The sequence below is a fragment of the Cellulophaga sp. BC115SP genome (assembly GCF_009905545.1).
GTDB classification, from domain to species: Bacteria; Bacteroidota; Bacteroidia; order Cytophagales; family Spirosomataceae; genus Flectobacillus; species Flectobacillus rivi.
In genome coordinates, this window is sequence record NZ_JAAALB010000030.1 from 15,537 (window position 1) to 39,663 (window position 24,127).

Annotated in this window: 19 protein-coding genes; 12 read left to right on the top strand and 7 right to left on the bottom strand. The window is 38.0% G+C overall.

Annotated elements, in window-relative coordinates:
- Positions 1-20: 20 nt before the first annotated feature.
- The 3 genes from GVN22_RS18755 to GVN22_RS18765 all read left to right on the top strand — a co-directional run bounded on the left by GVN22_RS18755 (position 21) and on the right by GVN22_RS18765 (position 5,682).
- The gene (locus GVN22_RS18755; protein WP_205690959.1) at positions 21-3,191 is read left to right on the top strand and encodes a SusC/RagA family TonB-linked outer membrane protein; all 3,171 of its coding nucleotides are present in this window, start codon (positions 21-23) and stop codon (positions 3,189-3,191) included.
- A 46-nt stretch (positions 3,192-3,237) separates the two neighbouring features.
- A complete protein-coding gene (locus tag GVN22_RS18760) occupies positions 3,238-4,767 on the top strand; it encodes a SusD/RagB family nutrient-binding outer membrane lipoprotein (protein ID WP_166552547.1) in 1,530 nt (509 codons plus the stop codon).
- A gap of 138 nt (positions 4,768-4,905) precedes the next feature.
- Positions 4,906-5,682, top strand: coding sequence for a DUF4397 domain-containing protein (locus GVN22_RS18765; RefSeq protein WP_166552548.1), 777 nt, complete (start codon positions 4,906-4,908; stop codon positions 5,680-5,682).
- 183 nt (positions 5,683-5,865) lie between these two features.
- Here GVN22_RS18765 and GVN22_RS18770 read toward each other — a convergent pair whose 3' ends face one another.
- The 4 genes from GVN22_RS18770 to GVN22_RS18785 all read right to left on the bottom strand — a co-directional run bounded on the left by GVN22_RS18770 (position 5,866) and on the right by GVN22_RS18785 (position 11,231).
- Complete coding sequence (locus tag GVN22_RS18770; RefSeq protein ID WP_166552549.1) at positions 5,866-6,762, bottom strand: phosphodiester glycosidase family protein; 897 nt, start codon at positions 6,760-6,762, stop codon at positions 5,866-5,868.
- A 197-nt stretch (positions 6,763-6,959) separates the two neighbouring features.
- Entirely contained in the window at positions 6,960-8,795 is a 1,836-nt protein-coding gene (gene glmS, locus GVN22_RS18775; RefSeq protein WP_166552550.1) for a glutamine--fructose-6-phosphate transaminase (isomerizing), read from the bottom strand.
- Positions 8,796-8,995: 200 nt separating this feature from the next.
- Complete coding sequence (locus GVN22_RS18780; RefSeq protein ID WP_166552551.1) at positions 8,996-10,510, bottom strand: DUF4270 family protein; 1,515 nt, start codon at positions 10,508-10,510, stop codon at positions 8,996-8,998.
- The gene (locus GVN22_RS18785; RefSeq protein WP_166552552.1) at positions 10,422-11,231 is read right to left on the bottom strand and encodes a glycogen/starch synthase; all 810 of its coding nucleotides are present in this window, start codon (positions 11,229-11,231) and stop codon (positions 10,422-10,424) included. Before GVN22_RS18785 ends, GVN22_RS18780 begins: the two co-directional genes overlap by 89 nt.
- 322 nt (positions 11,232-11,553) lie before the next feature.
- Between GVN22_RS18785 and panC the strand changes: the two genes are divergently transcribed.
- From panC to GVN22_RS18810, 5 genes are all read left to right on the top strand, one after another.
- Positions 11,554-12,408: a pantoate--beta-alanine ligase gene (gene panC / locus GVN22_RS18790; RefSeq protein ID WP_166552553.1), complete on the top strand. Its 855-nt coding sequence runs from the start codon at positions 11,554-11,556 to the stop codon at positions 12,406-12,408.
- A 148-nt stretch (positions 12,409-12,556) separates the two neighbouring features.
- Positions 12,557-12,907, top strand: a complete 351-nt coding sequence (gene panD / locus GVN22_RS18795; protein WP_166552554.1) for an aspartate 1-decarboxylase — start codon at positions 12,557-12,559, stop codon at positions 12,905-12,907.
- Positions 12,908-13,103: 196 nt separating this feature from the next.
- Entirely contained in the window at positions 13,104-14,084 is a 981-nt protein-coding gene (locus GVN22_RS18800; RefSeq protein ID WP_166552555.1) for a lysylphosphatidylglycerol synthase transmembrane domain-containing protein, read from the top strand.
- Positions 14,085-14,130: 46 nt separating this feature from the next.
- On the top strand, positions 14,131-14,607 hold the full coding sequence (rfaE2, locus tag GVN22_RS18805; RefSeq protein WP_166552556.1) for a D-glycero-beta-D-manno-heptose 1-phosphate adenylyltransferase: 477 nt from the start codon (positions 14,131-14,133) through the stop codon (positions 14,605-14,607).
- A 123-nt stretch (positions 14,608-14,730) separates the two neighbouring features.
- On the top strand, positions 14,731-15,423 hold the full coding sequence (locus GVN22_RS18810) for a zinc metallopeptidase (protein ID WP_095166469.1): 693 nt from the start codon (positions 14,731-14,733) through the stop codon (positions 15,421-15,423).
- 331 nt (positions 15,424-15,754) lie between these two features.
- On the opposite strand, the gene GVN22_RS18815 is transcribed toward GVN22_RS18810, so the two are convergent.
- The gene (locus GVN22_RS18815; RefSeq protein WP_166552557.1) at positions 15,755-17,407 is read right to left on the bottom strand and encodes an amino acid permease; all 1,653 of its coding nucleotides are present in this window, start codon (positions 17,405-17,407) and stop codon (positions 15,755-15,757) included.
- Positions 17,408-17,817: 410 nt separating this feature from the next.
- Here GVN22_RS18815 and GVN22_RS18820 point away from each other — a divergent pair, with 410 nt between their 5' ends.
- Positions 17,818-18,831, top strand: coding sequence for a glycosyltransferase family 2 protein (locus GVN22_RS18820; RefSeq protein WP_166552558.1), 1,014 nt, complete (start codon positions 17,818-17,820; stop codon positions 18,829-18,831).
- Here the strand turns inward: GVN22_RS18820 and GVN22_RS18825 are convergent.
- Positions 18,826-19,047 carry a PspC domain-containing protein gene (locus GVN22_RS18825; RefSeq protein ID WP_166552559.1) on the bottom strand — a complete coding sequence of 74 codons (222 nt, stop codon included), beginning with the start codon at positions 19,045-19,047 and terminating at the stop codon, positions 18,826-18,828. The two genes, GVN22_RS18820 and GVN22_RS18825, sit on opposite strands and share 6 nt — an antisense overlap.
- 538 nt (positions 19,048-19,585) lie before the next feature.
- On the opposite strand from GVN22_RS18825, the gene GVN22_RS18830 reads away from it, so the two are divergent.
- Positions 19,586-19,783: a cold-shock protein gene (locus GVN22_RS18830; RefSeq protein ID WP_095166461.1), complete on the top strand. Its 198-nt coding sequence runs from the start codon at positions 19,586-19,588 to the stop codon at positions 19,781-19,783.
- A 202-nt stretch (positions 19,784-19,985) separates the two neighbouring features.
- Positions 19,986-20,183, top strand: coding sequence for a cold-shock protein (locus GVN22_RS18835; RefSeq protein WP_166552560.1), 198 nt, complete (start codon positions 19,986-19,988; stop codon positions 20,181-20,183).
- A 147-nt stretch (positions 20,184-20,330) separates the two neighbouring features.
- Here the strand turns inward: GVN22_RS18835 and lysS are convergent, their stop codons facing one another.
- Positions 20,331-22,043, bottom strand: coding sequence for a lysine--tRNA ligase (lysS, locus tag GVN22_RS18840; RefSeq protein ID WP_166552561.1), 1,713 nt, complete (start codon positions 22,041-22,043; stop codon positions 20,331-20,333).
- A 226-nt stretch (positions 22,044-22,269) separates the two neighbouring features.
- On the opposite strand from lysS, the gene GVN22_RS18845 reads away from it, so the two are divergent.
- Positions 22,270-23,985: a DUF885 domain-containing protein gene (locus GVN22_RS18845; RefSeq protein ID WP_166552562.1), complete on the top strand. Its 1,716-nt coding sequence runs from the start codon at positions 22,270-22,272 to the stop codon at positions 23,983-23,985.
- Positions 23,986-24,127 lie beyond the last annotated feature (142 nt).

The following is a 24,127-nucleotide window of genomic DNA, read 5'->3' on the forward strand; positions in this document are numbered from 1 at the left end:
AACAACAACCAATTTTATTTATGAAACAAATATTACTCAACAAACTCACATGGCTTCTCATGTGCATTGTGGTAGGAACAGTGCAATTGAGTTATGGCCAAGACAGACAGGTAACAGGAAAAGTTACAAATGCCGAAGACAACGCAAGTTTAGCAGGTGTAAGTATTAGTATCAAAGGTACTTCTAAGGGAGCAACCACCAGCGAAGACGGTACGTTTAAGATTTCGGTAACTGACAACACTATCTTGGTTTTTAGTTTTTTAGGTTTTGAAAAACAAGAAATTAAGGTAGGAAAACAATCAAAAATCGATGTATCCTTAAAATCGATGACCTCTGCACTTGACGAGGTAGTGGTAACAGCCTTAGGAATTAAGCAAGAAAAAAGAGCCTTAGGTTACTCGGTACAAGATGTAAAAGGTGAGGAAATTTCGAACACAGGTCGCAGCAACTTCCTGATGGCAATGCAAGGTCGTGTGGCTGGTCTTACGATGACGCCAACAACAGGTTTACCAGGTGCATCGGCACAAGTACAACTTCGTGGTGCTACGTCTATTGGTGGTAGCAACTCCCCTTTGTACGTAATTGATGGTTTACCCGTAAGTAACAATACGTTCTCTCAAGGTGGCTTGGTATCTGACGGTCCAAACCGTGCCAATGACTACATGAACCGTATTGCAGATATTAACCCCAATGATATTGAAAGCATTACTGTTCTGAAGGGTCTTGAAGCAGCAGCGCTTTATGGTTCAGAAGGTTCGTCGGGGGTAATTATGATTACCACTAAAAAAGGTTCAAAAGGAGCAACAAGAGTAAATTACAGCAACTCTTTTGACTTTTCGAATATATATCGTTTTGTCGAAACTCAGAAAGTATATGGTAGAGGTTCGTATGGTGTAATTGACCCAACCGCAACAGCCTATCGTGGGCCAAAATACGCAGAAGGTACTAATACACAACTCTATGATAACGTAGGAAACTTCTTTCAAACAGGAACTACGCAACGTCATAACTTGAGTGTTGAAGGTGGACAAAAAATCACTTATCGTTTCTCTGCTGCCTATACTGACCAGTCGGGTGTTGTACCTACTACGGGTATGAAACAGTTTCAAACCAAATTGACAGGTAGTGCCGAAATTGCTAAAGGTGTAACAGTAACAAACTCATTTGCCCTAACCAATTCGGATATTACCAAAGCCTACAGAGGTGCAAACGGTATGTATTTAAGTGCTCTGGGCTGGCCTGCCAACGACGATATGCGTAATTACCTGAACATAGACGGTACAAGACGCCGTTTGGTTCCAGCTGACAACTCTGAATTAGATAATCCTTACTTTAGCTTATATAAAAACCAAAACAAGGAGCGAACCCTTCGTATGATCGAAAATATTGCTCTTTCGGCTGACATCAAGCCTTGGTTAAATGTAACTGGTCGCTTCGGTGTGGATACCTATACTACTTTCCTTAATTTATTGATTCATCCAGAATCGGGAAGTGGTTCGAGTGCAGTAGCTGCTGCCAACGGTATTGCAGCAAAAGGTTATATCGACAATGCGATAGATGTAGGTAGAATCTTTAACGGAAACTTTATTGCTACGGCTAAAAAGAAAATTGGTGACATCGACGGGTCTATTCTCGTGGGTACATCTTTCCAAGATGATAAATCTGAAGTAAATGCGTCGTATGGTGAAAAACTCTATTTGCCAGAATTTAACAGTATCAATAATACCGACGTAACAACGCAAAGAGGAAAAGTAACGATTCAGCAGAAACGTTTACAAAGTGTTTTTGCTAGCTTAGATTTGAACTACAAAGACATTCTTTACTTAAAAGCAACTGGCAGAAATGACTGGTCATCAGCTTTGTATGGTGCTACCAGATATGACTATTTCTATCCTTCTGTAAGTGCTAGTTTTGTCTTTACAGAATTGCCTGCTTTCAAAGATCTAGGATTCCTTTCGTTTGGTAAACTTCGTGCGTCTTATGCCCAAACAGGTAAAGACCCAGCTACGCCATACAAAATCAAGTCGACGCTTACACCACAAACTACAACAGATGGTGGTTTTGCTTATGGTTTCTACGGCGGTAACCCTAACTTAAAACCAGAAAGAGGTGTTGGTATGGAAGTAGGTGCTGAATTACGTTTCTTCAAAGGTCGTCTGAATGTAGATGCAGCCTTCTATTCGAACGAACGTTCTGACCAAATCGTAACACAACGTTTGAGTTATGCCACAGGTTTTATCTTCGCTTTGTTGAACGGTGGTACATTCTCCAACAAGGGTGTTGAAGTACAACTATCAGGTTCTCCTGTAAAAACGTCTAACTTCTCTTGGGATGTCAATGTCAACTTCTCGAAGTTTACGACAGATGTAAAAAATCTTCCAGCTGACGTAGCGGAATATTACAATTCGGATACATGGTTATACAACAATGCTCGTGCGAGTGCTTTTGTTGGAGATTTGTCGAAATACTTCCCTACTGTAGATAATCTAAGCTATTATCAGCAATGGGCTGGTTCGGCAACGGCAATTGGCGGATATAGCTATTTGCGTAATAAGAGAGGTGATATTTTGATTAACCCAGCTACGGGTTTACCTATCAAAAATACCAACTTCTTACCAATTGGTGACCGTAATCCAGACTTCTCTATTGGTTTAAGAAACTCATTTACTTATAAGTCTATCAATCTTTCATTCTTGTTGGATATTCGTAAAGGTGGAGATGTGTTTAACGGTAATGCCATGTGGTTGTACGAGCGTGGTTTGAGTACCAAAACACTTGACCGCAACACGCCAATTATCTACAAAGGTGTATTAAGAGATGGCTACGAAAATACAGATAACCCAACGCCAAACACGGTTCAAATTACACCAAGTACCAGTACCAACCAAGCCTTCTATAGTTCATTGGCTGAATCAGATTTTGTTGAACACAGTATCAACTGGCTTCGTATGCGTGATGTAAGCTTATCTTATTCACTTCCATCAAAAGTTTTGGCTAATGTGAAATGGGTTAAAAACGCCTCTATTTTCGTTCGTGGCACTGAATTATTCTTGATTACCAACTACACAGGTGCTGACCCAAGTGTAAACGGTACTACTGCCACTTCGTTGGGTGTTGGTGCTGCTGGTATCGACTTTGGTACAGTTTCTTTGCCTCGCACATTCAGTACTGGTATCAACGTAACGTTCTAATTGAAATCTGTTTTTATTTAAAATTCAGTTAAAACAAAAGAAAGACATGAAAAAAGTATCATCCTATATATTTCTTGCAGCTACAGCACTTATGATGAGTAGTTGCCAAGATTATCTCAATATCAACGAAGACCCAAGCAACCCACAAGTTGCAGAAGGTTATGCACTCCTCCCTCCTATTGTATCTCAAATGGTTCGTGGCGAACAATTTGATGGTCGTTATGCAGGTCAATACTCACAGGTTTGGGCTTCTTCAGCCGCAGCGAATACATGGGATTTACATAGCTATGCATCTGGTTCGGATGCTGGCGGTGAAAAATGGCGTTCTCATTACTGGTCTATTGGTCAAAATATTGATTTGATTGTTGCAGATGGTGTAGCCAAGCAAAAATGGGATTACGTTGGAGCCGCCAAAGCAATTCGTGCATGGTCGTGGCAAAGTACTACCGACTGGCATTGCGAAATGGTATTGAAACAAGCCTTTGAACCTAACCGTTATGTTTTCGATTATGATTCTCAGGATTTGATTTATGAAGAAGTTCGTCGCTTGAGTCAAGAAGCACTAGATAATCTCAATAAAACTGGCGATGGCGTAGGTTCATTAGTAAGAGGCGATAAAGTATATGGTGGTAATGTGGATAAATGGAAAAAGTTTGTATATGCTAACTTAGCTCGTAATGCCAACCACATCAGTAACAAAGGCTCATACAATCCAGATAAGGTTATCGAATATTGTGACAAAGCTATGTCGTCCAATGCCGACAACTTTATGGTGCCTCACCGTGGTTCGAGTACAGCTGATGCCAACTTCTTTGGACCACTTCGTGATAACATGCAATCGTACCGTCAAACAGACTTTAGTATCAGTTTATTGGATGGTCGTGTTTTCAATGGTGTAGTTGACCCTCGCTTACCATTGATGTTTACCGCTTGTGTTGATGGAGTGTATAGAGGCGTAACGCCTGGTAGTGTTGACCCTAATGCTACGCCAGTCGACAACCCTAAGCGTGTTCCTATTCTTTGGGGAGTAGCTCCTTCAGCATTGGTAGGCAAATCACCAGTCGATGTAACCAAAGGAAAATATATTTACAAAGATGATGCGGCTTTCCCGATCATTACTTATGCAGAAATTCAGTTTATCAAAGCTGAAGCAGCATTCAAGAAAGGTGACAAAGCTACAGCCTTGGCTGCCTATAAAAATGCTATCTCGGCTCACATGGATTTTGTGGGAGTATCTGCAACGGATAAAGCTACTTTCTTAGCAAGTAAAGCCGTTAAGCAAACAGGTGCGGATTTAACCTTGAGTGATATCATGTGCCAAAAATTCATCGCCTTGTATGCCCACGGAAACGTAGAAACTTGGGTTGACCTTCGTAGATATAAATACGATGCTAATGTTTATACAGGGTTTACATTACCAAGAACTTTGGCAACTGAAAACAACGGCAAACCTGCTCAACGCGTACGCCCACGTTACAACTCAGAATACGTATGGAACAGAGCTTCTTTGGATAAATTAGGTGGAAATAACCCTGATTATCACACGTATGAACAGTGGTTTACAAAGACTGAATAAAATGTAGCATTGCGAGTAATATCATTGATCCTATGGAAAAGATAGTGATTTATCCTATCGTACCAGTGCAAAACACTCTCCTACATTGCTAAATATTTTTTTAAAAATAGAGAGTATTTTCTCCTAAATTTTACAAAAATGACTTACAAAAGATTTTTATCAATATTAACCCTCGCTACTAGCATCTTCGGACTCGCAGCCTGTGGTGAACAAGCCGATTCTTTTCAAAATATTCTTCCAGCAACGGGTAGTCGCCTTAAATTTATTCATGCTGCACCTGATGTTGCGGGGGTAGATATTTATTTGAATGATAAAAAGTTTTCAGGAGTGAACACAACGCCTCCTGCGGCACCAAATTTGCTTACTTATGGTAACGCCTTTCCTCTCACGGCGGAATATGCTACTTATCCAGCAGGCGCAACCAAAGTTGGAGTAGTTATTCCTTCTTTGAATAATGCTGTAGGACTTACAGCCAATGTAAATCTTGAAGATGGGAAGTATTATTCAGTATTTGCGACAGGGGTTTCACCCAATTATTCGGCGGTAGCCTTAGAAGACAAATTCCCTGCTGCCAATGGTAAGAATATCTATGTGCGAGTATTGAACTTAGTGTCTAACTCTACAACGATTGATTTTACGGTAAATGGGCAGACTATTGCGACAAATATTGCTTACAAAAATGCCGACAATACTTTTTACACAGTTCCTATCGATAATTTCTTATCTGGTACGATTACTGTACCATTTATTACAAAGGTTTCGGGAGGCGTAGCGTTGGTAACTACCGCAACAGTCAATCAAACGTTGGTTGTGCCAGGCAAATGCTATACGGTTTATGTAAGAGGAATGGTAACAACAGATGCAAAAAATCCGACCAAATATGCACCCACAGCTAGTGTATTGGTCAATAGATAAGTATAAAATGCTTTAAGCTATAGGCATTAGGCAAAAAATGCATTTATGATTTTATTAAACGCACTTTTATTCTTTTAGCTTACGGCATATTGCGGGTAGAATTAATTTCATTTTGCCTACTAACTTTTTAATTAAGACAGATGTGTACACAATAAAGGGTGAGATGTATTTTCTCACCCTTTTTCATTTAGGTAAAATCATCAGAATATTACTGACACTTCGCTCACCAAAATGGTCGAATAGTTTATTATCAGAAGGGAAATTTACGACTCCATTATCAGGTTTATTCTTGATATACATCGTTGTCGAGCCTCCCCCATCGAGATTAATAGCATTTTTACATCCAAGGTTTTTTGTTAAAAAAGTTAACTCTTGCAAACTCATTCCCTGCGCCTCAGCATTGCGTCCGTCTACTGTAATCAATAAAACTTCCTTGGTTTTGGTAATACAAGCACAAGTACGAGGATGTCGATTATTGGTAAAAGCATTATTTTTCAAAGGTTCTTCTTTGCCATTAAATAACAATAAAGGTCCTGTTACCATGATATTTTCTTCAGCAAGTTTTTTCTCCCAAAATGGTAAGGTATCTCCTTTTACGATAGAAATCTTATTGTGATGAATTACAATTGCCGAACGACTATGGTCAGGCAATGCTTTACGAGAATTGTAGGTTGCTGTGTCCAAGGCCTTTCCATCTATTTTGATTAGGTCGACCGCTCCTCCTTTTTTAGTGTTAAAAAATCCCCCATTCACAGCCACCAAAGCGTTGTTTGTAGCGGCTATCAAGCTTGTTTTGAGTAATTTTCTAGTAGTATCAGAATCTTTATGATGAATATCGGCAGAACCAAAGGCAAACTTTACGGATTTATTCTTAAGCTTTGTCCTTAAAATATGAATACTTTGATTGGATTGAAATAGTTCTTTTTGATTAAAATGATAATATTCCCAAACAAGACCATTTCCCAGATTTTCAGTTTTCCAAATAGTATTCCTTAAAACCTCTATATCCGCTTTTGATTGTGAATAACTCCCAAAAATTGAAATAAGGCAACAAGCTAATAGTAAAAGATATTTTTTCATATTGTTGATAAAAGTTTAGTAAAAACAGAACAAAATACCCATAAATTACCAGCCTTGTAGCCTTTACTGACTTGATAAAAGCATAAAAAAGCCCTTCGCATTTTTACGAAGGGCTTATCTTATAGCTGAGCAATAAAATCTATATTAAGAATAAATTGATTATTCAAAATTCACAACTCATCATTCAGCACGAACACCTACTCTACCGTTACCGACTTGGCAAGGTTACGAGGCTGGTCAACATTACAACCACGCATTACGGCAATATGATACGAAAGCAATTGCAAAGGAATTACCGATACCAATGGAATCAAAGCCTCATGCATCGCAGGGATTTCAACTACATAATCTGCCATCGTTGGGATTAACTTATCTCCTTCCGTTACAATGGCAATCACCTGACCTTTACGAGCTTTTACTTCTTGGATATTCGAAACTACTTTGTCGTAAGAGCTATCTTTAGTAGCAATAAATACCACTGGCATTTCGGCATCAATCAAAGCAATTGGTCCGTGCTTCATTTCAGCCGCAGGATAACCCTCTGCATGAATGTAAGAAATCTCTTTCAATTTTAAAGCGCCTTCCAAAGCCACTGGGAAGTTATAGCCACGACCCAAATAAATGAAGTTACGAGCATCTTTAAACTTCTCTGCAATCTCCTTGATTTTGCCGTCACTCTGTAATACCGTCTCGATTTTTTGAGGAATACGTTCTAACTCAAACAACAATCTTCTAAATGTATCTTCATGTAAAGAGCCTTTTTTGCGCGCAATAGCAATAGCCATTTGGGTCAAAACTATCACTTGAGCGGTAAAAGCTTTAGTTGATGCAACACCAATTTCAGGTCCAGCATGCGTATAGGCGCCCGCATGAGTAGCACGAGGAATCGACGAACCTACTACATTACATACCCCAATAATAGTAGCTCCTTTTGACTTAGCCAATTCAATAGCGGCTAAGGTATCAGCAGTTTCGCCAGACTGTGAAATCGCAATTACAAAATCACCTTCTTTGATAATTGGATTACGGTATCTAAATTCTGAGGCATATTCTACTTCAACATTGATACGCGCCAATTCTTCAAAGAGATATTCAGCAACTAAACCAGCATGCCACGACGTGCCACAAGCCACAATTACAATGCGTTTAGCCTTAGCTAGCTTATCGGTATATTCACGTAAACCACCCAATACCAAGTGCCCATTATCTGCATTTACTCGACCACGAAGACAGTCAGCCACCGAACGTGGTTGTTCAAAAATTTCTTTTAGCATGAAATGCTCATATCCTCCTTTTTCGATAGCTTCGAGTTCTAACTCTACCGTTTGGATATAAGGAGATTGTAGGGCATTATCGATATTTTTTACTGTTAATTCACCATCACGAACTACTGCAATTTCGTAGTCGTTTAGGTAAATCATTTCATGAGTATATTCAATAATTGGAGTCGCATCAGAAGCAAAGAAAAATTCGCCTTCTCCTACGCCAATCACCAACGGAGAACCTTTACGAGCAGCAATTAATTGAGTCGGATTAGTCGCATCCATAACCACGATGGCGTATGCTCCAACTACTTCCTTCATCGCCAAACGAACAGCCTCTTCCAAGGTACATCCAGCATTGATCTGAATATCCTCTACAAAATGTACAAATACTTCAGAGTCGGTATCAGAGTGAAACTCATGCCCTTTTTTCATCAAGTTTTTCTTGATAGAGCTATAGTTTTCAATAATACCATTATGAATAATTGCTAGATTCTTGCTTGCAGAATAATGCGGGTGAGCATTACGATCATTTGGTTCACCATGTGTAGCCCAACGCGTGTGACCAATCCCAATCGTACTTTGGAGTGTTTCATGGGCAATAGTCTCCTCCAAATCCTTTACCTTACCTTTTTTCTTGTAAACATTCAACGCACCGTTCAACAAGGCTATACCAGCACTGTCATATCCACGGTATTCCAAACGTTTTAAACCTTTGAGAATCAAAGGTGCGGCTTCACGATGCCCAACATAGGCTACAATTCCACACATAGTATAATGATTATAGTTTAAAAATTTGATTGATTATAGTTGCTTTACTCTTGTGTTTGATGCGTAAAAATAATCAAATTGCCTTAACCAACATGATTTTTGGCAAAAAAATACGGCAATATATTACTGTAAAAAAGAAAGCGGAGCACTCATTACATGAGTACTCCGCTTTAAATGAGTAGCAAAAATTTTGCCAACTATTACTTTGAAATATGTGTATAGTAAACTTTCAGTTTGATATTCTTAGCATTGAATACCGCTTGAACTGGTTCTACTGCAACGATTCTTGAACTAGATAATACCGACACCGAAGTTGATGAACTTGAGGCTAAGCCAATCCAAGTTGGTGTCAAAATCCACCCATTAGTAGTAGCTCTTCCTGATAAGATATTCTGTAAGGCAGAGGTAACATTAAAGGTATAAGTATTGTCTTTGGTAGCATACGAGGCGATTTGAGTCTCACTGTTTGCATATACAAAACCATTGGTTGAGGTATAACGTAATGGGCGATTAGCGCCATTTTCCTGAATCGCAACCAAATTAGTGATTCGTGAAAAACCAGAAAGTGGTTGATCTGGCTCAAGGACTAATTCAGCTTTATTGATCGCTACATTTTTGTTATTTTTCAACTGCAACAAAGTCGGGAATCTCAACTTTACAGCTAAACCCGAAATATTATCCATATATACATAACCACCTGCGTCAGAAGATTTGAGTGCATCAGCAGGTTTTTTGAGGTTTGCCAAAGCTCCTTTTCTATTAACTGTCACATTAGTCCATCTTACATTCTGCTCACCCGTTGACGCTGTTCCGTTACTAAAGTAGAATGAAGTGGTTTTATTGACACTTACTGTAGTATCCACCCCAGTTGTTTTGCGGTAAGTATAAGTGTAATGGTATGAAAGATCCATCATACTTTGCCCTACAGAAAAATATGAAAGTGCTGCATTTTGACTACTTTCACTTACCAAAACAAACCCTTTGACAATATCTTTAAATTTGTCATATACTACAGCATTAGCACTAGACAAATTACGTTGTGCAAAAATCTCCTTTGCCAAAGCCATTGGCAGAGGTACTTTAACGTAATTATACTTTGAAGTATCTTCAGAAGTAGAATTTGCATTTCTGATTGGCTTCAATGGATTTCTTGTCACTGTTGCCAATGGAGTTGGATCATATTCAGGCAAGGCATCACCTGTATTATAAACCTTACTTACGGTTGGAGTTGCTGTACTTTTAACTCTATGAACCTTAAACGTCTGTGCCTTTGTTGTATCACCCGCTACACGACGAAATACCAAATAAAGGGCAAGTGAATCCACTGACTCTACTAAAGAAGCTTTATAGGCATTAGTTCCAGCAGTATCAATTTTGATTGTATCAATGTTAGTAGGCTGAAAGAAAGTCTTAGCTGTATAGTCTCCAAAAACTGGATGACTCATACTTCCAACAAACACCGATGGAATACCAGATGTCTGCATCGAGTCCAATTGAATTGTTGAGGCATCTACCGTCAAAGTATCGGTATAAGCTAAACCAATATCTTGACCGAAAAGCTCTGTACCAATTTCTTCAGGATCATCACAGGCCATCAAGAAAGCACCAACAAGGAGAACCCAAAGGTTACGCACTTGCCAAATCTGTGTAAAGGTTGTAGTAGCTCTCGATATTTTCTTCAGGAACAAACTCGATTTTTTTGTCTGGTAATTCATCAACAATTGTGTTAAATTTCTCCGTAACTTCTTCTTCTGAGGTAATCACAATATCGGCATACTCTGCTCCAATTTTGATAAAGCCAGCATAGTCAGCCGTTTTGAGGCTGTCAAGCATAGTATCCTCAATGTCCATCAATTTTACTTTTTCGTACAAGCTTGTAGCTTCAAATTTGTGAGAAAAAGCACTATTATAAACTGAGAATACGACTTTAGCATCTTTGAACATTGGATCGTTCTTGTAAGTTGTCTTTAAATACAACGGTACAAGTGACGTCATCCAATCATTGCAGTGCACAATATCAGGAGCCCATCTTAATTTCTTTACGGTTTCTAACGAGCCTTTGCAAAAGAATATTGCTCGCTCGTCATTGTCCGAATAAAAGTTGTCTTCTTTGTCTGTGAAAACAGTCTTACGTTGGAAGTAATCTTCGTTATCAATAAAATACACCTGCAACTTTGCCGATGGCAAGCTAGCTACTTTTATGGTCACAGGCTTATCATCATCACCCACTGGAACGGTGAAGCCCGATAATCTTACTACCTCATGAAGACGGTTTTTACGTTCATTGATCAACCCAAATCTTGGCACCAAGATTCTTATCTCCATTCCCTTTTCTTGCATGGCCGCTGGCAATTTTCTTACAAAATCAGCTACCTGAGTAGTAGAAAGGAATGGGTCAACTTCGCTGGCAACGTAAAGGATACGCAATTTAGACATTGTTGTCGTAGTTAGGAGCTTAGTAGTTGTTAAAAAGTGTTAACTGGTGTAAAATTTAACAAGCGTTGCAACGAGCGTTTTATCTCCTATTAATCGCTCAAACCTTGTTTACAACCAACTAACGATAACAAAAAACAAGCACAGATTTCTAAAAAAATTATGCAAAAATATAAAAAAAATACGGAAATTCCACAATCATTTTGCGAAGAATGTAAAAGAACCCTGTAGTTTTGAACGTTTTTTGCCATCTTCATCACGCAAACGACCCAACTTTTGCAATAGTTGGCATTCGATTTTATAGACTAACTAAAACAAAAACAGGATGTTAGTATTTCATCAAATCTCCGTTTTACAGGAACATCTCAAGCAACTTCGTAATCAAGGTCTGACAGTGGGGTTTGTTCCTACTATGGGTGCTCTGCATCAAGGACATATCTCTCTTATCAATCAAGCAAAAGCCCAGTCTGATATAGTCGTATGTAGTATTTTTGTCAATCCTACGCAGTTCAACAATGCTCATGACTTGGCGGTGTATCCACGCACCCTCGAGGCCGACAGCCAAATGCTGGATACTGCAGGATGCGATATTCTTTTCGCCCCACCAGCAGAAGAAATGTACCCCAAATTACCGACGATGAAGTTCGATTTTGGTGCTTTAGAAACCGTTATGGAAGGTGCATTTAGACCTGGGCATTTCAATGGCGTAGGTATTGTTGTTTCAAAATTATTTCACATTGTTCAGCCCGACAAAGCATTTTTTGGACAGAAAGATTTACAACAATGCGCAGTAATTTCGTGTATGGTCAATGAACTAAGCTTTCATTTGGAATTAGTAATTTGCCCAACTCAAAGAGAAGAAGACGGTTTAGCGATGTCGTCTCGAAACAGAAATCTTAGTCCAGAACAGCGTGCTATTGCGCCATTTTTGTACCAAGCCTTAAACTACGCAAAGGCTAGCTTATTACAAGATAAAAAGGTATCTGAAGTAAAAACCGAACTTGCCGAATTTCTTAAAAATATAGAGGGTATTGAGCTGGAGTATTTTGAAATATCTGATTTTGATACGCTCCAACCATTCCATGGCACCCTATCTCAAAATTCTGGAGGAGGAAAAATAGCCCTATGTATTGCCGCATTTTTGGGCAAAACTCGCCTAATTGACAACATTATTATCTAGTTTTTTGACATAGACTAAGCTTTCAATCTATTAAGAATTAGTCTATGTAATTGCCAAATAACTATTTACATAAACTATCTTTGTGCAATTATTGAGGCTTGTACTTTGTTACATACTCAAAATATTTGCAAATTTTAACTACAAAGTCATGTTTATTCATGTCATGAAATCAAAGCTCCATCGTGTTAAAATCACGCAAGCGGAGCTAAATTATGTAGGTAGCGTTACAATCGACGAAGATTTGATGGATGCTGCAGGGCTTATCGAAAATGAAAAAGTTCAGATTGTGAACAACAACAATGGTGAGCGTTTCGAAACCTACGTTATCACAGGAGAAAGAGGTTCTGGTACAGTTTGTCTCAACGGGGCTGCAGCTCGTAGAGCGCAGGTAGGCGACATTGCTATCATCATTGCTTATGCGATCATGACACCTGATGAAGCAAAAGAACACAAACCAAAACTTGTGTTTCCAGACCATAACAACAAATTAGTCATCTAGTATGGCTTTCAGATGGTGAACATAGGCCTATGTTCACCATTTGTATTTGAGCACTTACAAAATCTATACACTTGGATTACAAGCACCAATTATAATTATTTCCTGGTAACCGATATACTGTAAACTGATAACTTCTTCTTATTTAAAAGATAGACTTTAAACCAATAACATCTTTTCACTTATCAACATTTATTTCATGAAAAATATACTTAAATATGTTATCTCTTTAGGACTAGCGGGATGCTTGATGTGGTTTGTTTTTAAAGACATCAATATTGCTGATATGCTTCATCAGTTTGCTAAAGCTAACTACTGGTGGATTATTTTATCAGGAATTTTGGGCTTAGTAGCTCATATCTCTCGTGCGATAAGATGGAAACTCTTGATGGAACCTTTGGGTTACAAGCCTTCTACTTTTCGTACTACCTTGGCAGTGCTTACGGGTTATTTTGCCAACTATATTATTCCACGCATGGGAGAAGTAACCCGTTGTGGAACCTTACAGAAAACAGACGATATTCCCATAGAAAAATCTTTTGGAACGGTAGTTACTGAGCGTATTTTTGACTTAGTGATGTTATTAGTGATTTTTCTGTTAAACCTTGCCCTAGAATTCACGAAGCTCAAAGATTTCTTTATGGAGCAATTTGCTTCAAAGGTAACGCTTATTGTTGTTCTATTGGTCGTAGCAACTGTTGGTGGCGTGGCAGGTATTTGGCTTTTCAAAAAATACCAAGCCAAATTAGCAGAGCATCCAGTTTTAGGCAAAATTGTTGGTTTGATTAATGGCTTGTTGGACGGTTTGTTAAGTATTGGAAAAATGCAAAAACCAGGGCTTTTCATTTTCTATACGCTTCTTATTTGGGTAATGTATTATTTCTCGGCGTATGTATTATTTTTTGCCATTCCTGAAACCTCTCATTTGAGCATGTTGGCAGGTTTGACTGTCCTAACTATGGGAACATTTGGCATGGCAGCTCCTACACAGGGAGGTATTGGACCATATCACTTCTTGGTTGGTAATGCACTTGTATTGTATGGTTTAGAACAAAAAAATGGTATCATCCTAGCTACCTTCATTCATGGTTCACAAATGGTTGCCTTGTTGTTGTTGGGCGCTCTTAGCTTTTTGACTACCTTATTTTTAACCTCAAAGTCAAGTAAAAAAGAAAGTTAATCTTCACAACCTTGACATATTTTCAAATTTAAGCAAATACAACCTGATGACTCAAGATAAAATCTGTACGCTAGAACAAGCCATCAATCAAGTAGAAAAATGGCAATCTGAAGGAAAAAAAATCGTTTTTACTAATGGGTGCTTTGATATAGTTCACCTTGGGCATATTGATTATCTGGAAAAAGCGAGAAAGTTAGGCGACAAGTTGGTGTTAGGACTCAATACTGATGCTTCGGTAAATCGTTTGAAAGGTCCTACTCGCCCTGTTGTAAATGAATATGCTCGCTCTCGCATGATGGCGGCTTTTGAATTTGTAGATACTGTCATTTTGTTCGACGAACCGACACCTTTACAGGTTATTGAACAGGTAAAACCTGACATTTTGGTCAAAGGAGACGATTATACCGTTGAAAATATCGTTGGCTCAGATTTTGTTTTAGCTAAAGGAGGAGAGGTAAAAACCATTTCGTTGGTAGAAGGATATTCAACTACCTCTTTAATACAGAAAATTAAACAGCTTTAATCAGGGGTTCATCGGGTAGTCAAAATAACCCGTTATTCAGCAAATGATACTCCCAAAGCTGAAAGTCGATAGCCAAAGAGCTATTAGTTTACCATTTTAAAAAACCATTTAACAAACAAGACTATGACAGGAATTTGGTTAATTTCCCTGATTTTTGGTGGGATTGGCATGTTAGTTAGTTGGCAACTGAAGAGTAAATTCAATGAATATTCTCAAATTGGTCTTGCCAATGGGCTTTCAGGGCGTGAAGTAGCGGAAAAAATGCTACAAGACAATGGCATTTATGATGTCAGAGTTTTATCGGTAGAAGGACAACTCACTGACCATTATAATCCAGCAGACAAAACGGTCAATCTAAGCCCAGATGTATATTATGGACGCAGCGCAGCCTCAGCAGCTGTTGCCGCTCACGAGTGCGGACATGCGGTACAACATGCCACTGCCTATTCGATGTTACAATTTCGTAGCTCCATGGTGCCAGTATTGAGTATTGCCAATAACTTTACTCCCATGCTATTGATGATTGGCGTAATGATTATGTACTCAACAGGTAGCAAGTTATTGTTAACCATTGGCGTAGCACTTTTTGCAGTAGCAACTATCTTTAGTTTTATTACATTACCTGTTGAATTTGACGCAAGTAATCGTGCAATCAAATGGATGCAACAGAGAAATATAGTAACTCCAAGAGAACACGAAATGGCTAAGGACGCCCTCAAATGGGCAGCCTTGACTTATGTCGTTGCGGCAATTGGTATGTTAGCACAATTATTATATTACTTAAATATGCTTTCGGGACGTAGAAGTAATGACTAGTTAAAATTTTAGTGAATGGTGATTTAGTGATTATTTAAAATACATTTTCACTAGTAGAGACGCAATGCTTTGCGTCAAAAGAGGGATCATTCCGAAATATAATATCAAAAAGGCGGTCGAAAAACAATTTTCGACCGCCTTTTTGATATTAATATATTAGATGACTAATCAGTAAATTTAAAAGATATTCACTCCATTCGAAATGAATCATATTTGGGTAGTCAATAGTATATCTGAGGTGCAATTTGATGATAGCCTCTTGACTATGAGCACATTCTAATAACTGATACACTATTAACAAATAACTCATATACCATTAACAGCTTGTTATTTATTTGGCAAGCTTACTATTACGATAACCATATCCAAAATAAATCACAAGACCGATAATCAACCAAATAATAAAGATAGCCCAGTTGGTAACCCCTAACTCAGTCATTAAATAAAGGTTTGTTAAAATACCAAGTACAGGTAGCAATGAAAAATTCAATCTGAAAGCCATAATTGATAATACAATCCAAACCAGCCAGAATACAGCCAAAAGTGGTTTTTCTTGTAAATGCTCCACAAAAGTTCCTTGCGAGATAGCATAGCCAAATCCAATAATAAACAACGTAGCTACAACATACTTACCATTGATATAAGGTACTTTAAAGGTAGCATCCTTCGACAAGCCTTGGTAATCCAAATACAGAATACCGCCACAAACCAAAATAAACGCAAAGAAAGTACCTACACTAGTCAAGTCCACAAAAAATCCCATATCCATAAACAAAGATGGAATCGCCACAACCAAACCTGTCATGATGGTCGCAAAGCCTGGAGTCTTGAATTTTGGATGAATTTCAGAGAATTTCTTCCACAACAATCCATCACGACTCATCGACATCCAGATACGTGGTTGCCCCATTTGATATACCAATAAGGCACTTGTGATAGCTACTACAGCAGAAACTGAAATCACACCTGCAATAAAATCAAAGCCAATTTTTTGGAATACATACGCCAAAGGATCATCTACTTTCAATTCTGTGTAATTTACCATACCTGTCAAAACCAAGGTAATCGCAACATAAAGCACCGTACAAATAATCAAACAGTAAATCATTGCACGTGGCAAGTCTCTTTGTGGGTCACGACATTCTTCAGCCGTTGTCGAGATAGAGTCAAATCCAATAAAAGCAAAAAACACAGAAGCTACACCTCCCAAAACACCCTGCACACCATTAGGGGCAAATGGTGACCAGTTCTCTGGTTTTACATAAAATGCCCCAAGAATAATTACTAAGAAAATCACCAACAACTTCAACACAACCAAAGCATTACTCGCTGTACGTGATTCTTTAATACCAATATATACCAAACCTGTCACAAGAATAGTGATTACTCCCGCAGGTAAATCAATCAATAATTTTGCATTTCCAAAAATCGTTGGAGCGTGTTCATACGCCGCAGCAGCCACTTTCATTACATCGGTTGCTTGCTCGCCACGTTGAATAGCCGCAAATGCTTTACTGGCTGTTCCATAGTCGATGGTCAGATAATCAGGAAAATGAATCCCAAAACCTGTTAGCATCCCCACAAAATATTCAGACCAAGAGATGGCTACGACCATGTTCGAAACAGCATATTCCAAAATCAAAGCCCAACCAATAATCCAAGCAAATATTTCTCCGAAAGACACATAAGCATACGTATAAGCACTACCCGATACAGGTACCATAGAGGCAAATTGTGCATAACAAAGCGCTGTAAATACGCAGGCTATCGAAACAAAAACAAAAAGTAGCGATACCGCTGGCCCACCTTCAAAGCTTGCTCTACCAATAGTACTAAAAATTCCTGCACCGATAATTGCCGCTATACCAAAGGAGGTCAAATCTCTTACGCCAAGTACTTTTACTAAGCCCGACGAATGACCGTCTTTACTTTGGCTCAGTACACTCTGAATGTTTTTTTTACGAAAAATAGTGTTTTTAGACATTTAGTTTGAAGTTTTAGTGTTTGGGTAGCAACAGCTATAATCAAATTAGAAAAGGTTTTGAGAAATTTCTCTCAGCCTGCTAGCCATAGAGTATGCCTAAAAATAGGAAATTCAATACGATTTATTGATACAAAATGTGACAAAATCTAGTGCCTGTCATCAAATCGGTACACATACTCAACCTTTAAGCTTGCAAATATAAGTATTTCATGCGTCTTTCAGTTAATCACACACTGCCAATGTATCAAACCCTCTCCCACTCAAAAGCAATTGGTAAAATGATTTAGACTTTTCAAAGATTAGTTTTTGTTTCAGAAAAAATCTTATTGCAACTTTGTAAAATATTTCCTGCATGGTACTATAGGTACTGCTAATGGTAAGTTCAGTTTTAATTTTGATTCACCACTATAATGAAAAAAGTTGCAGTTGTTATTTTAAATTACAATGGAGAAAAGTTTCTGAAACAATTTCTACCATCTGTAATTTCTCATTCACCATTAGCAGAAATTATTGTAGCCGATAATGCTTCCAAAGACCAATCTATTGCTCTTCTCAAAACGATGTTTCCTAGTGTTCGACTAATCGAACTAACTGAAAATCATGGTTATGCACAAGGTTATAACGAAGCCCTAGCACAAGTTGAGTCTGAATATTACATCTTGCTTAATTCGGATGTGGAAGTATGCGACAACTGGATTGAGCCTATTATCACGCTCATGGATTCGGACGACTCTATTGCTGCTTGCCAACCCAAACTCTTAGATTTCAACAAGAAAGATACCTTTGAATATGCGGGTGCCGCTGGTGGTTTCATTGATTTCTTAGGATACCCTTTTTGTAGAGGAAGAATCTTTAATAATCTAGAAATCGACCACGGTCAATACAACGATACTCGTGAGGTATTTTGGGCTACGGGCGCTTGTATGTTTGTTCGTGCTTCTACTTTTCATGAAGTGGGAGGCTTTGATGGTGACTTTTTTGCTCACATGGAAGAAATCGACCTTTGTTGGCGTATACACCTAGCAGGCTATAAGGTTTTTTACTCGGCTGAGTCTACTGTTTATCATGTAGGCGGTGGTACGTTACATAAATCTAACCCAAGAAAAACGTATCTTAACTTCCGTAACGGCTTAGCACTTCTTTACAAAAATCACCCACCACAACATCTATGGCTGAATATTTTCATGCGATTGGTGCTCGATGGTATTGCAGGAGTAAAGTTTTTGGCAGATGGTGGCTGGCAAGATTGTTTGGCAGTAATCAAGGCGCATTTCAACTTTTATGCAAATTTTGGGAGTTGGCATAAAAAAAGAAAAGCACTCATACGAAAGAATGGATACAAGTACATACATCCCAATTCTATCGTAAAAGCGCATTTTTTGAATGGTATCAAGAAATTTAGCGATTTACCAAAATCCCTATAATTCCCAAACCGTAGGGTGATTTCTTTGGCGAAGGTATTTGCGAATGTTCATCCAAAAAGCCAATATCAAATAGATAATGATGGGTGAACCCATTGTTAGAAAAGTCGTGTAAATAAAGTACAAGCGAATACTCCCAGTAGCAATACCAAATTTTTCGCCTATTCGTGTGCACACACCAAACACGTGTTGTTCAACAAAGTACTTGAATTTTAGCATGGTAGTAAATTAGGGATTATTTAATCAATAGTTTGATAAGGTTTTGTTGATGATAGACTTCAAATCTATTCATGAACAAATATACGAAAATCTGCTAAGCTTAGTATGCTTTTTGTACAAAACTTATAAGTACAAACAATTTGTAAATGAGACACTTAGAGTACTACAACATCTTTTTTAGGTAAAATTGTTGATAAATCAATAGCATTTTAGGGACTTAATATTTTAACATTACCATAGAAAATATAACTTTTCTAATCTAAATATCAGGTATTTTTACTCATTTTCAAAAAAAAAGAATGCTAAAAGTTGGATTGTATAAAATTATACCTACATTTGATAAATAATAGTTCTTAATTATACGATCTCCGAAGTCCAAAAGTTACCAGTTTTCAAGAGTTTACAATTCCTTCTAGTATTGTCCCTCTGTGATTATCAAGAACTTAAAAACTTACTGTTAGTTTTTTTCGAACTATTTAATGTGAGCCTTTGAAGGCTTGCTGGAGTTTTTTATTATCAATTTTTATTTTTTTTAATCATGCAAACAGGTACAGTAAAATTCTTTAACGAAAGTAAAGGATTTGGTTTTATCGTAGATGATGAAACTGCACAGGAAATTTTTGTTCACGTAACTGGATTAGGTGGTACACAAATCCGTCAAGATGACAAGGTTTCATTCGAGACTATAGAAGGAAAGCAAGGCTTAAACGCCGTTAATGTGAAGAAAATTAGATAGTTTGCGTCTCTTGTCGTTGGTCATTTGTCGTTAGTTTTCAGACAGAACAACTTCAGAAAATCAAGGCATAAACATTCAAGCTATATATGGTCTTATAGAATCCCAGACTCCATAAGCTGGGATTTTTCATGTGAAGGCTTTGTTTTAAGCAAAAGTCAGCATTAGCACTTTTTTATTTTTTATATTTTTATTTATTTTTTTTATGCAAACTGGTAAAGTAAAATTTTTCAACGAATCTAAAGGATTTGGTTTTATCGTAGACGATGAAACAAACCAAGAAATCTTCGTACACGTAACTGGCCTTGGTGGTGCAGTAATCCGTGAAAACGACTCTGTTTCTTACGAAACTACAGATGGTAAAAAAGGATTGAACGCGGTGAATGTTAGAAAATTATCATAATAAGTACTGAGTTGTCAGTAATGATAAATCTTTAAACGTTTATCGTTACAAATTAAAAAAGCTGAATTTTGAGTCAAATCAAAATTCAGCTTTTTTGTTGTTTATATAACGCTTGACAAAGTTTGGGCTTTGTCAAGCGTAGCTCATTTACTCAAACCACTTCAATACTTCATCTTTGGTTGGAATAGCAATTGTTAATTTCATCTTTTTGCGCATACCACCCAAATCATTGAATACTTTGTTTGGATTCGCTTCTTTCAAAGCAGCAACCGTCATGAAGCCCATTTTTTGCAATACTGGAATCCAATCCGTTGGAACACCAATGGCTTCGTATTCAGCTTCAGTAGATACTTCTGCTTTCTTCTCTGGACGCATCTGAGGGAAGAATAATACTTCCTGAATCGTAGTTTGATTAGTCATTAACATCGTCAAACGGTCGATACCGATACCAATACCTGCTGTTGGAGGCATACCATATTCCAAAGAACGCAAGAAATCCTCATCCATCACCATGGCTTCTTCATCACCACGTTCAGCCAAACGCAATTGCTCTTCAAAACGCTCACGTTGGTCAATAGGATCATTTAATTCAGAATAAGCATTAGCAACTTCTTTACCGTTTACGAACAACTCAAAGCGTTCTACTAAGCCTGGTTTGCTACGGTGTTTTTTCGTCAATGGCGACATTTCTACAGGATAGTCGATGATAAAGGTTGGCTGAATCAAGTTTGCTTCTACCTTTTCTCCAAAAACTTCATCAATTAGTTTACCTGTACCCATCGTTGCATCCACTTCGATTCCCCACTCTTGGCAGTGCTGACGCAAAGTAGCTTCGTCCATGCCTTCCACATTTACTCCTGTGTATTTTTCAATAGCACCAGCAATTGTCAAACGCTCGAAAGGACCTGCAAACTCGATTAAGTTCTCCCCTACTTGTACTTTAGAATCTCCGTTGGTAGCAATGGCTACTTTTTCGAAAATTTCTTCCGTAATATTCATCATCCAGTTGTAATCTTTGTACGCTACATAAAACTCCAAAGAAGTAAATTCTGGATTGTGAGTACGATCCATACCCTCGTTACGGAACATTTTTCCAAACTCATAAACTCCATCAAAACCACCTACAATAAGGCGTTTTAAGTACAACTCATTAGCAATACGCATATACAAAGGCATATCTAATGTATTGTGGTGAGTTTTGAAAGGACGTGCTGATGCTCCACCATGGATAGGTTGTAAAATTGGAGTTTCAACTTCTAACCATCCTTTTGAATCAAACAACGAACGCATTGTCGTAACAATACGAGAGCGTTTCAAGAAAATATCCTTGATATGCGGATTAACAATCAAATCCACATAACGCTGACGGTAACGAATTTCAGGATCTGTTAATCCATCATAAACGTTTCCTTCGTCATCACGTTTTACGATTGGTAGAGGACGAAGAGATTTATTTAAAATTTTGAACTCGGTTACGTGAATAGAGATTTCACCAGTTTGTGTAGTGAATACGTAACCATTTATTCCAATGATGTCACCAATATCCAATAACTTCTTGAATACAGTGTTATAAAGAGTTTTATCTTCAGTAGGGCACAAATCATCACGTCTAAAGTATAACTGAACACGGCCAGTACTATCTTGCAATTCAGCAAAAGAAGCACTACCCATAATTCTGAAGCTCATCAGACGACCAGCGATTGAGACCTGTTTATAATCTAGTTTATTATTCTCGTAATTCTTGTGAATATCAGCGGCCGTTACGTTCACTTCAAACATCTCGGCAGGATATGGGTCGATTCCCAATCTCATCAACTCTTCGCGCTTCTGGCGACGGAGGATTTCTTGTTCTGATAGCATTGTACTTGATTGATAATTTTGCCCAAGATTAGTTTCGGGGCAATAGTTGCATGAATAGTAATCTACTACGATTTCGTAAAGAGTGCAAAATTAGTCAGAATTACTGGGTCTTCAAACCTAGAATTGCCTAATAAAGGGTATCTTTCACGAATTTTCGTTTTTTTTTCGTAATCATGCGTCAAAAATCTGTATTTTGCACAAATTGTCATTAAACTCATCGGGTATTATGAAGCATTTTAGCAAGCTTACGCATCTTGCTCTTGTGATTTTATTGCTTACTAGTTGCGGAGTATTTGAGTCAGAAGATCAAAAATTTGAAAAAGTATCTAGTGAATTTATAGAAAATTACTTGATGGGGCACCCTACAGTGGCTGTCGCTCAAGGATACCATCAATTTGATGGGAAGTTGCCTGATTTTAGCAAAGAAGGAATTGACAAGGAAGCCACTCATTTGAATGAGTTCTTAGCAAAATTTGAAAGTCTTGACACGACTAAACTTTCTCAAAATAATTTGATAGACTACTATCTTCTTGTAAGTCAAGTCAAAAACTCTCTTCACAAATACAATGTGCTTCATATTGCAGAAAGACCATTGACCTACCTAGGCGTTATTGACCTAACACCATACGTCAAAAGAAATTACGCAAGTATTGACCAACGAGCCAAAGCGGTGATTCATTTTGAAAAACAGCTCCCTAACTTTTTGGTTACAGCCAAACAAAATATGAGCTCTATCAATTACAAAGAAGAGGTAGAGCTTTCGATTGATGCTTTTAGAAGTACCGCAGAATATGTAGAAAAAGATATTCCAAAGGCTTTTGAAAAGGTATATCAAAAAAATCTAAAAGACTCTTTAGCATATTCTACTAAAATAGCCAGTAGGGCATTGAGAGGTTTTGCAGATTATCTGCAAAAACATACGCTTCCTCGTGCGCATGGAAAATATGCTATCGGTAGAAGAAATTACATCAAAATGCTTCAGTATAATGAATTATTGGATACTACTCCTGAAGAAATTTTGAAAATAGGGTTAAAAAAACTGAAAGAAGAACAACAGGAGTTTGCCGAAGCAGCCAAAGTTATTGACTCGACTAAAACGCCTCAAGAGGTGTTTAAAATGATTCAAAAAGAGCATCCCAAAGCTGATTCCTTGGTGTCTTTTACAAAAAATAAATGTGAGGAAATAAGACAGTTTTTGATTGATCATCGCATTATTACTATTCCATCAGAAGTAAGAGCCAAAGTGGTTAAAACACCTGCGTTTATGGTGGGTGCAACTGCGGCAATGGATACACCAGGACCTTTCGAAAAAGCCGAAGCTTCTGAGGCCTATTACTATGTAACTCCACCTTCAGACAAATGGACCACTGCTCAAAAAGAAGAATGGTTAACCTTATTTAACAAATATTCAACTGAGGTAATCTCTATCCACGAGGCATACCCTGGGCATTATGTGCAGTTTTTACACTTAAATGCCTCCTCAGTTAGCCGTGCCAGAAAGTTATTTGGAAGCTACGCTTTTGTAGAAGGATGGGCACACTATACTGAGCAAATGATGCTTGAAGAAGGTTATGGAAAATCGGAAGACCCCAAGGTGATGGCTAAATACAAAATGGCTCAACTGTCCGAATCTCTGTTGAGATTGTGCCGTTTGGTGGTATCTATCAAAGAGCATACCGCTGGCTGGTCGGTTAAAGAGGGTACTAAATTCTTTATGGCTAACTGCTATTATGAAGAAAAACCAGCCTACGAAGAAGCACTTCGTGGGACGTTTGACCCGGGGTATTTATCTTATTCATTGGGCAAACTTCAATTGCTAGCTTTAAGGGAAGACGTTAAAAAACGTCAGGGAAAATACTTTTCACTTCGTAAATTTCATGACCAAGCAACCGATAATGGTATGCTTCCTGTACAGCTTTTGAGAAAAACTCTTTTAAATTAAAAACACATTATTCTATTAGGTTATAATGCAAAATAAAATTTCATTGATACGCTTTAAGCAGTAAGCCGTAGGCATTAGGTAAAAATCCTAGAGCTTAAAGCGGGTAAAACTATTTTAATTTTGCCCACTAACTTAGTTCGTT

What these genes read in the sequence shown, in the direction of transcription:
- GVN22_RS18755 (WP_205690959.1), top strand. Translation starts at nt 21, where the DNA reads ATGAAACAAATATTACTCAACAAACTCACATGGCTTCTCATGTGCATT.
- GVN22_RS18760 (WP_166552547.1), top strand. Translation starts at nt 3,238, where the DNA reads ATGAAAAAAGTATCATCCTATATATTTCTTGCAGCTACAGCACTTATG.
- GVN22_RS18765 (WP_166552548.1), top strand. Translation starts at nt 4,906, where the DNA reads ATGACTTACAAAAGATTTTTATCAATATTAACCCTCGCTACTAGCATC.
- GVN22_RS18770 (WP_166552549.1), bottom strand. Translation starts at nt 6,762, where the DNA reads ATGAAAAAATATCTTTTACTATTAGCTTGTTGCCTTATTTCAATTTTT.
- glmS (WP_166552550.1), bottom strand. Translation starts at nt 8,795, where the DNA reads ATGTGTGGAATTGTAGCCTATGTTGGGCATCGTGAAGCCGCACCTTTG.
- GVN22_RS18780 (WP_166552551.1), bottom strand. Translation starts at nt 10,510, where the DNA reads ATGAATTACCAGACAAAAAAATCGAGTTTGTTCCTGAAGAAAATATCG.
- GVN22_RS18785 (WP_166552552.1), bottom strand. Translation starts at nt 11,231, where the DNA reads ATGTCTAAATTGCGTATCCTTTACGTTGCCAGCGAAGTTGACCCATTC.
- panC (WP_166552553.1), top strand. Translation starts at nt 11,554, where the DNA reads ATGTTAGTATTTCATCAAATCTCCGTTTTACAGGAACATCTCAAGCAA.
- panD (WP_166552554.1), top strand. Translation starts at nt 12,557, where the DNA reads ATGTTTATTCATGTCATGAAATCAAAGCTCCATCGTGTTAAAATCACG.
- GVN22_RS18800 (WP_166552555.1), top strand. Translation starts at nt 13,104, where the DNA reads ATGAAAAATATACTTAAATATGTTATCTCTTTAGGACTAGCGGGATGC.
- rfaE2 (WP_166552556.1), top strand. Translation starts at nt 14,131, where the DNA reads ATGACTCAAGATAAAATCTGTACGCTAGAACAAGCCATCAATCAAGTA.
- GVN22_RS18810 (WP_095166469.1), top strand. Translation starts at nt 14,731, where the DNA reads ATGACAGGAATTTGGTTAATTTCCCTGATTTTTGGTGGGATTGGCATG.
- GVN22_RS18815 (WP_166552557.1), bottom strand. Translation starts at nt 17,407, where the DNA reads ATGTCTAAAAACACTATTTTTCGTAAAAAAAACATTCAGAGTGTACTG.
- GVN22_RS18820 (WP_166552558.1), top strand. Translation starts at nt 17,818, where the DNA reads ATGAAAAAAGTTGCAGTTGTTATTTTAAATTACAATGGAGAAAAGTTT.
- GVN22_RS18825 (WP_166552559.1), bottom strand. Translation starts at nt 19,047, where the DNA reads ATGCTAAAATTCAAGTACTTTGTTGAACAACACGTGTTTGGTGTGTGC.
- GVN22_RS18830 (WP_095166461.1), top strand. Translation starts at nt 19,586, where the DNA reads ATGCAAACAGGTACAGTAAAATTCTTTAACGAAAGTAAAGGATTTGGT.
- GVN22_RS18835 (WP_166552560.1), top strand. Translation starts at nt 19,986, where the DNA reads ATGCAAACTGGTAAAGTAAAATTTTTCAACGAATCTAAAGGATTTGGT.
- lysS (WP_166552561.1), bottom strand. Translation starts at nt 22,043, where the DNA reads ATGCTATCAGAACAAGAAATCCTCCGTCGCCAGAAGCGCGAAGAGTTG.
- GVN22_RS18845 (WP_166552562.1), top strand. Translation starts at nt 22,270, where the DNA reads ATGAAGCATTTTAGCAAGCTTACGCATCTTGCTCTTGTGATTTTATTG.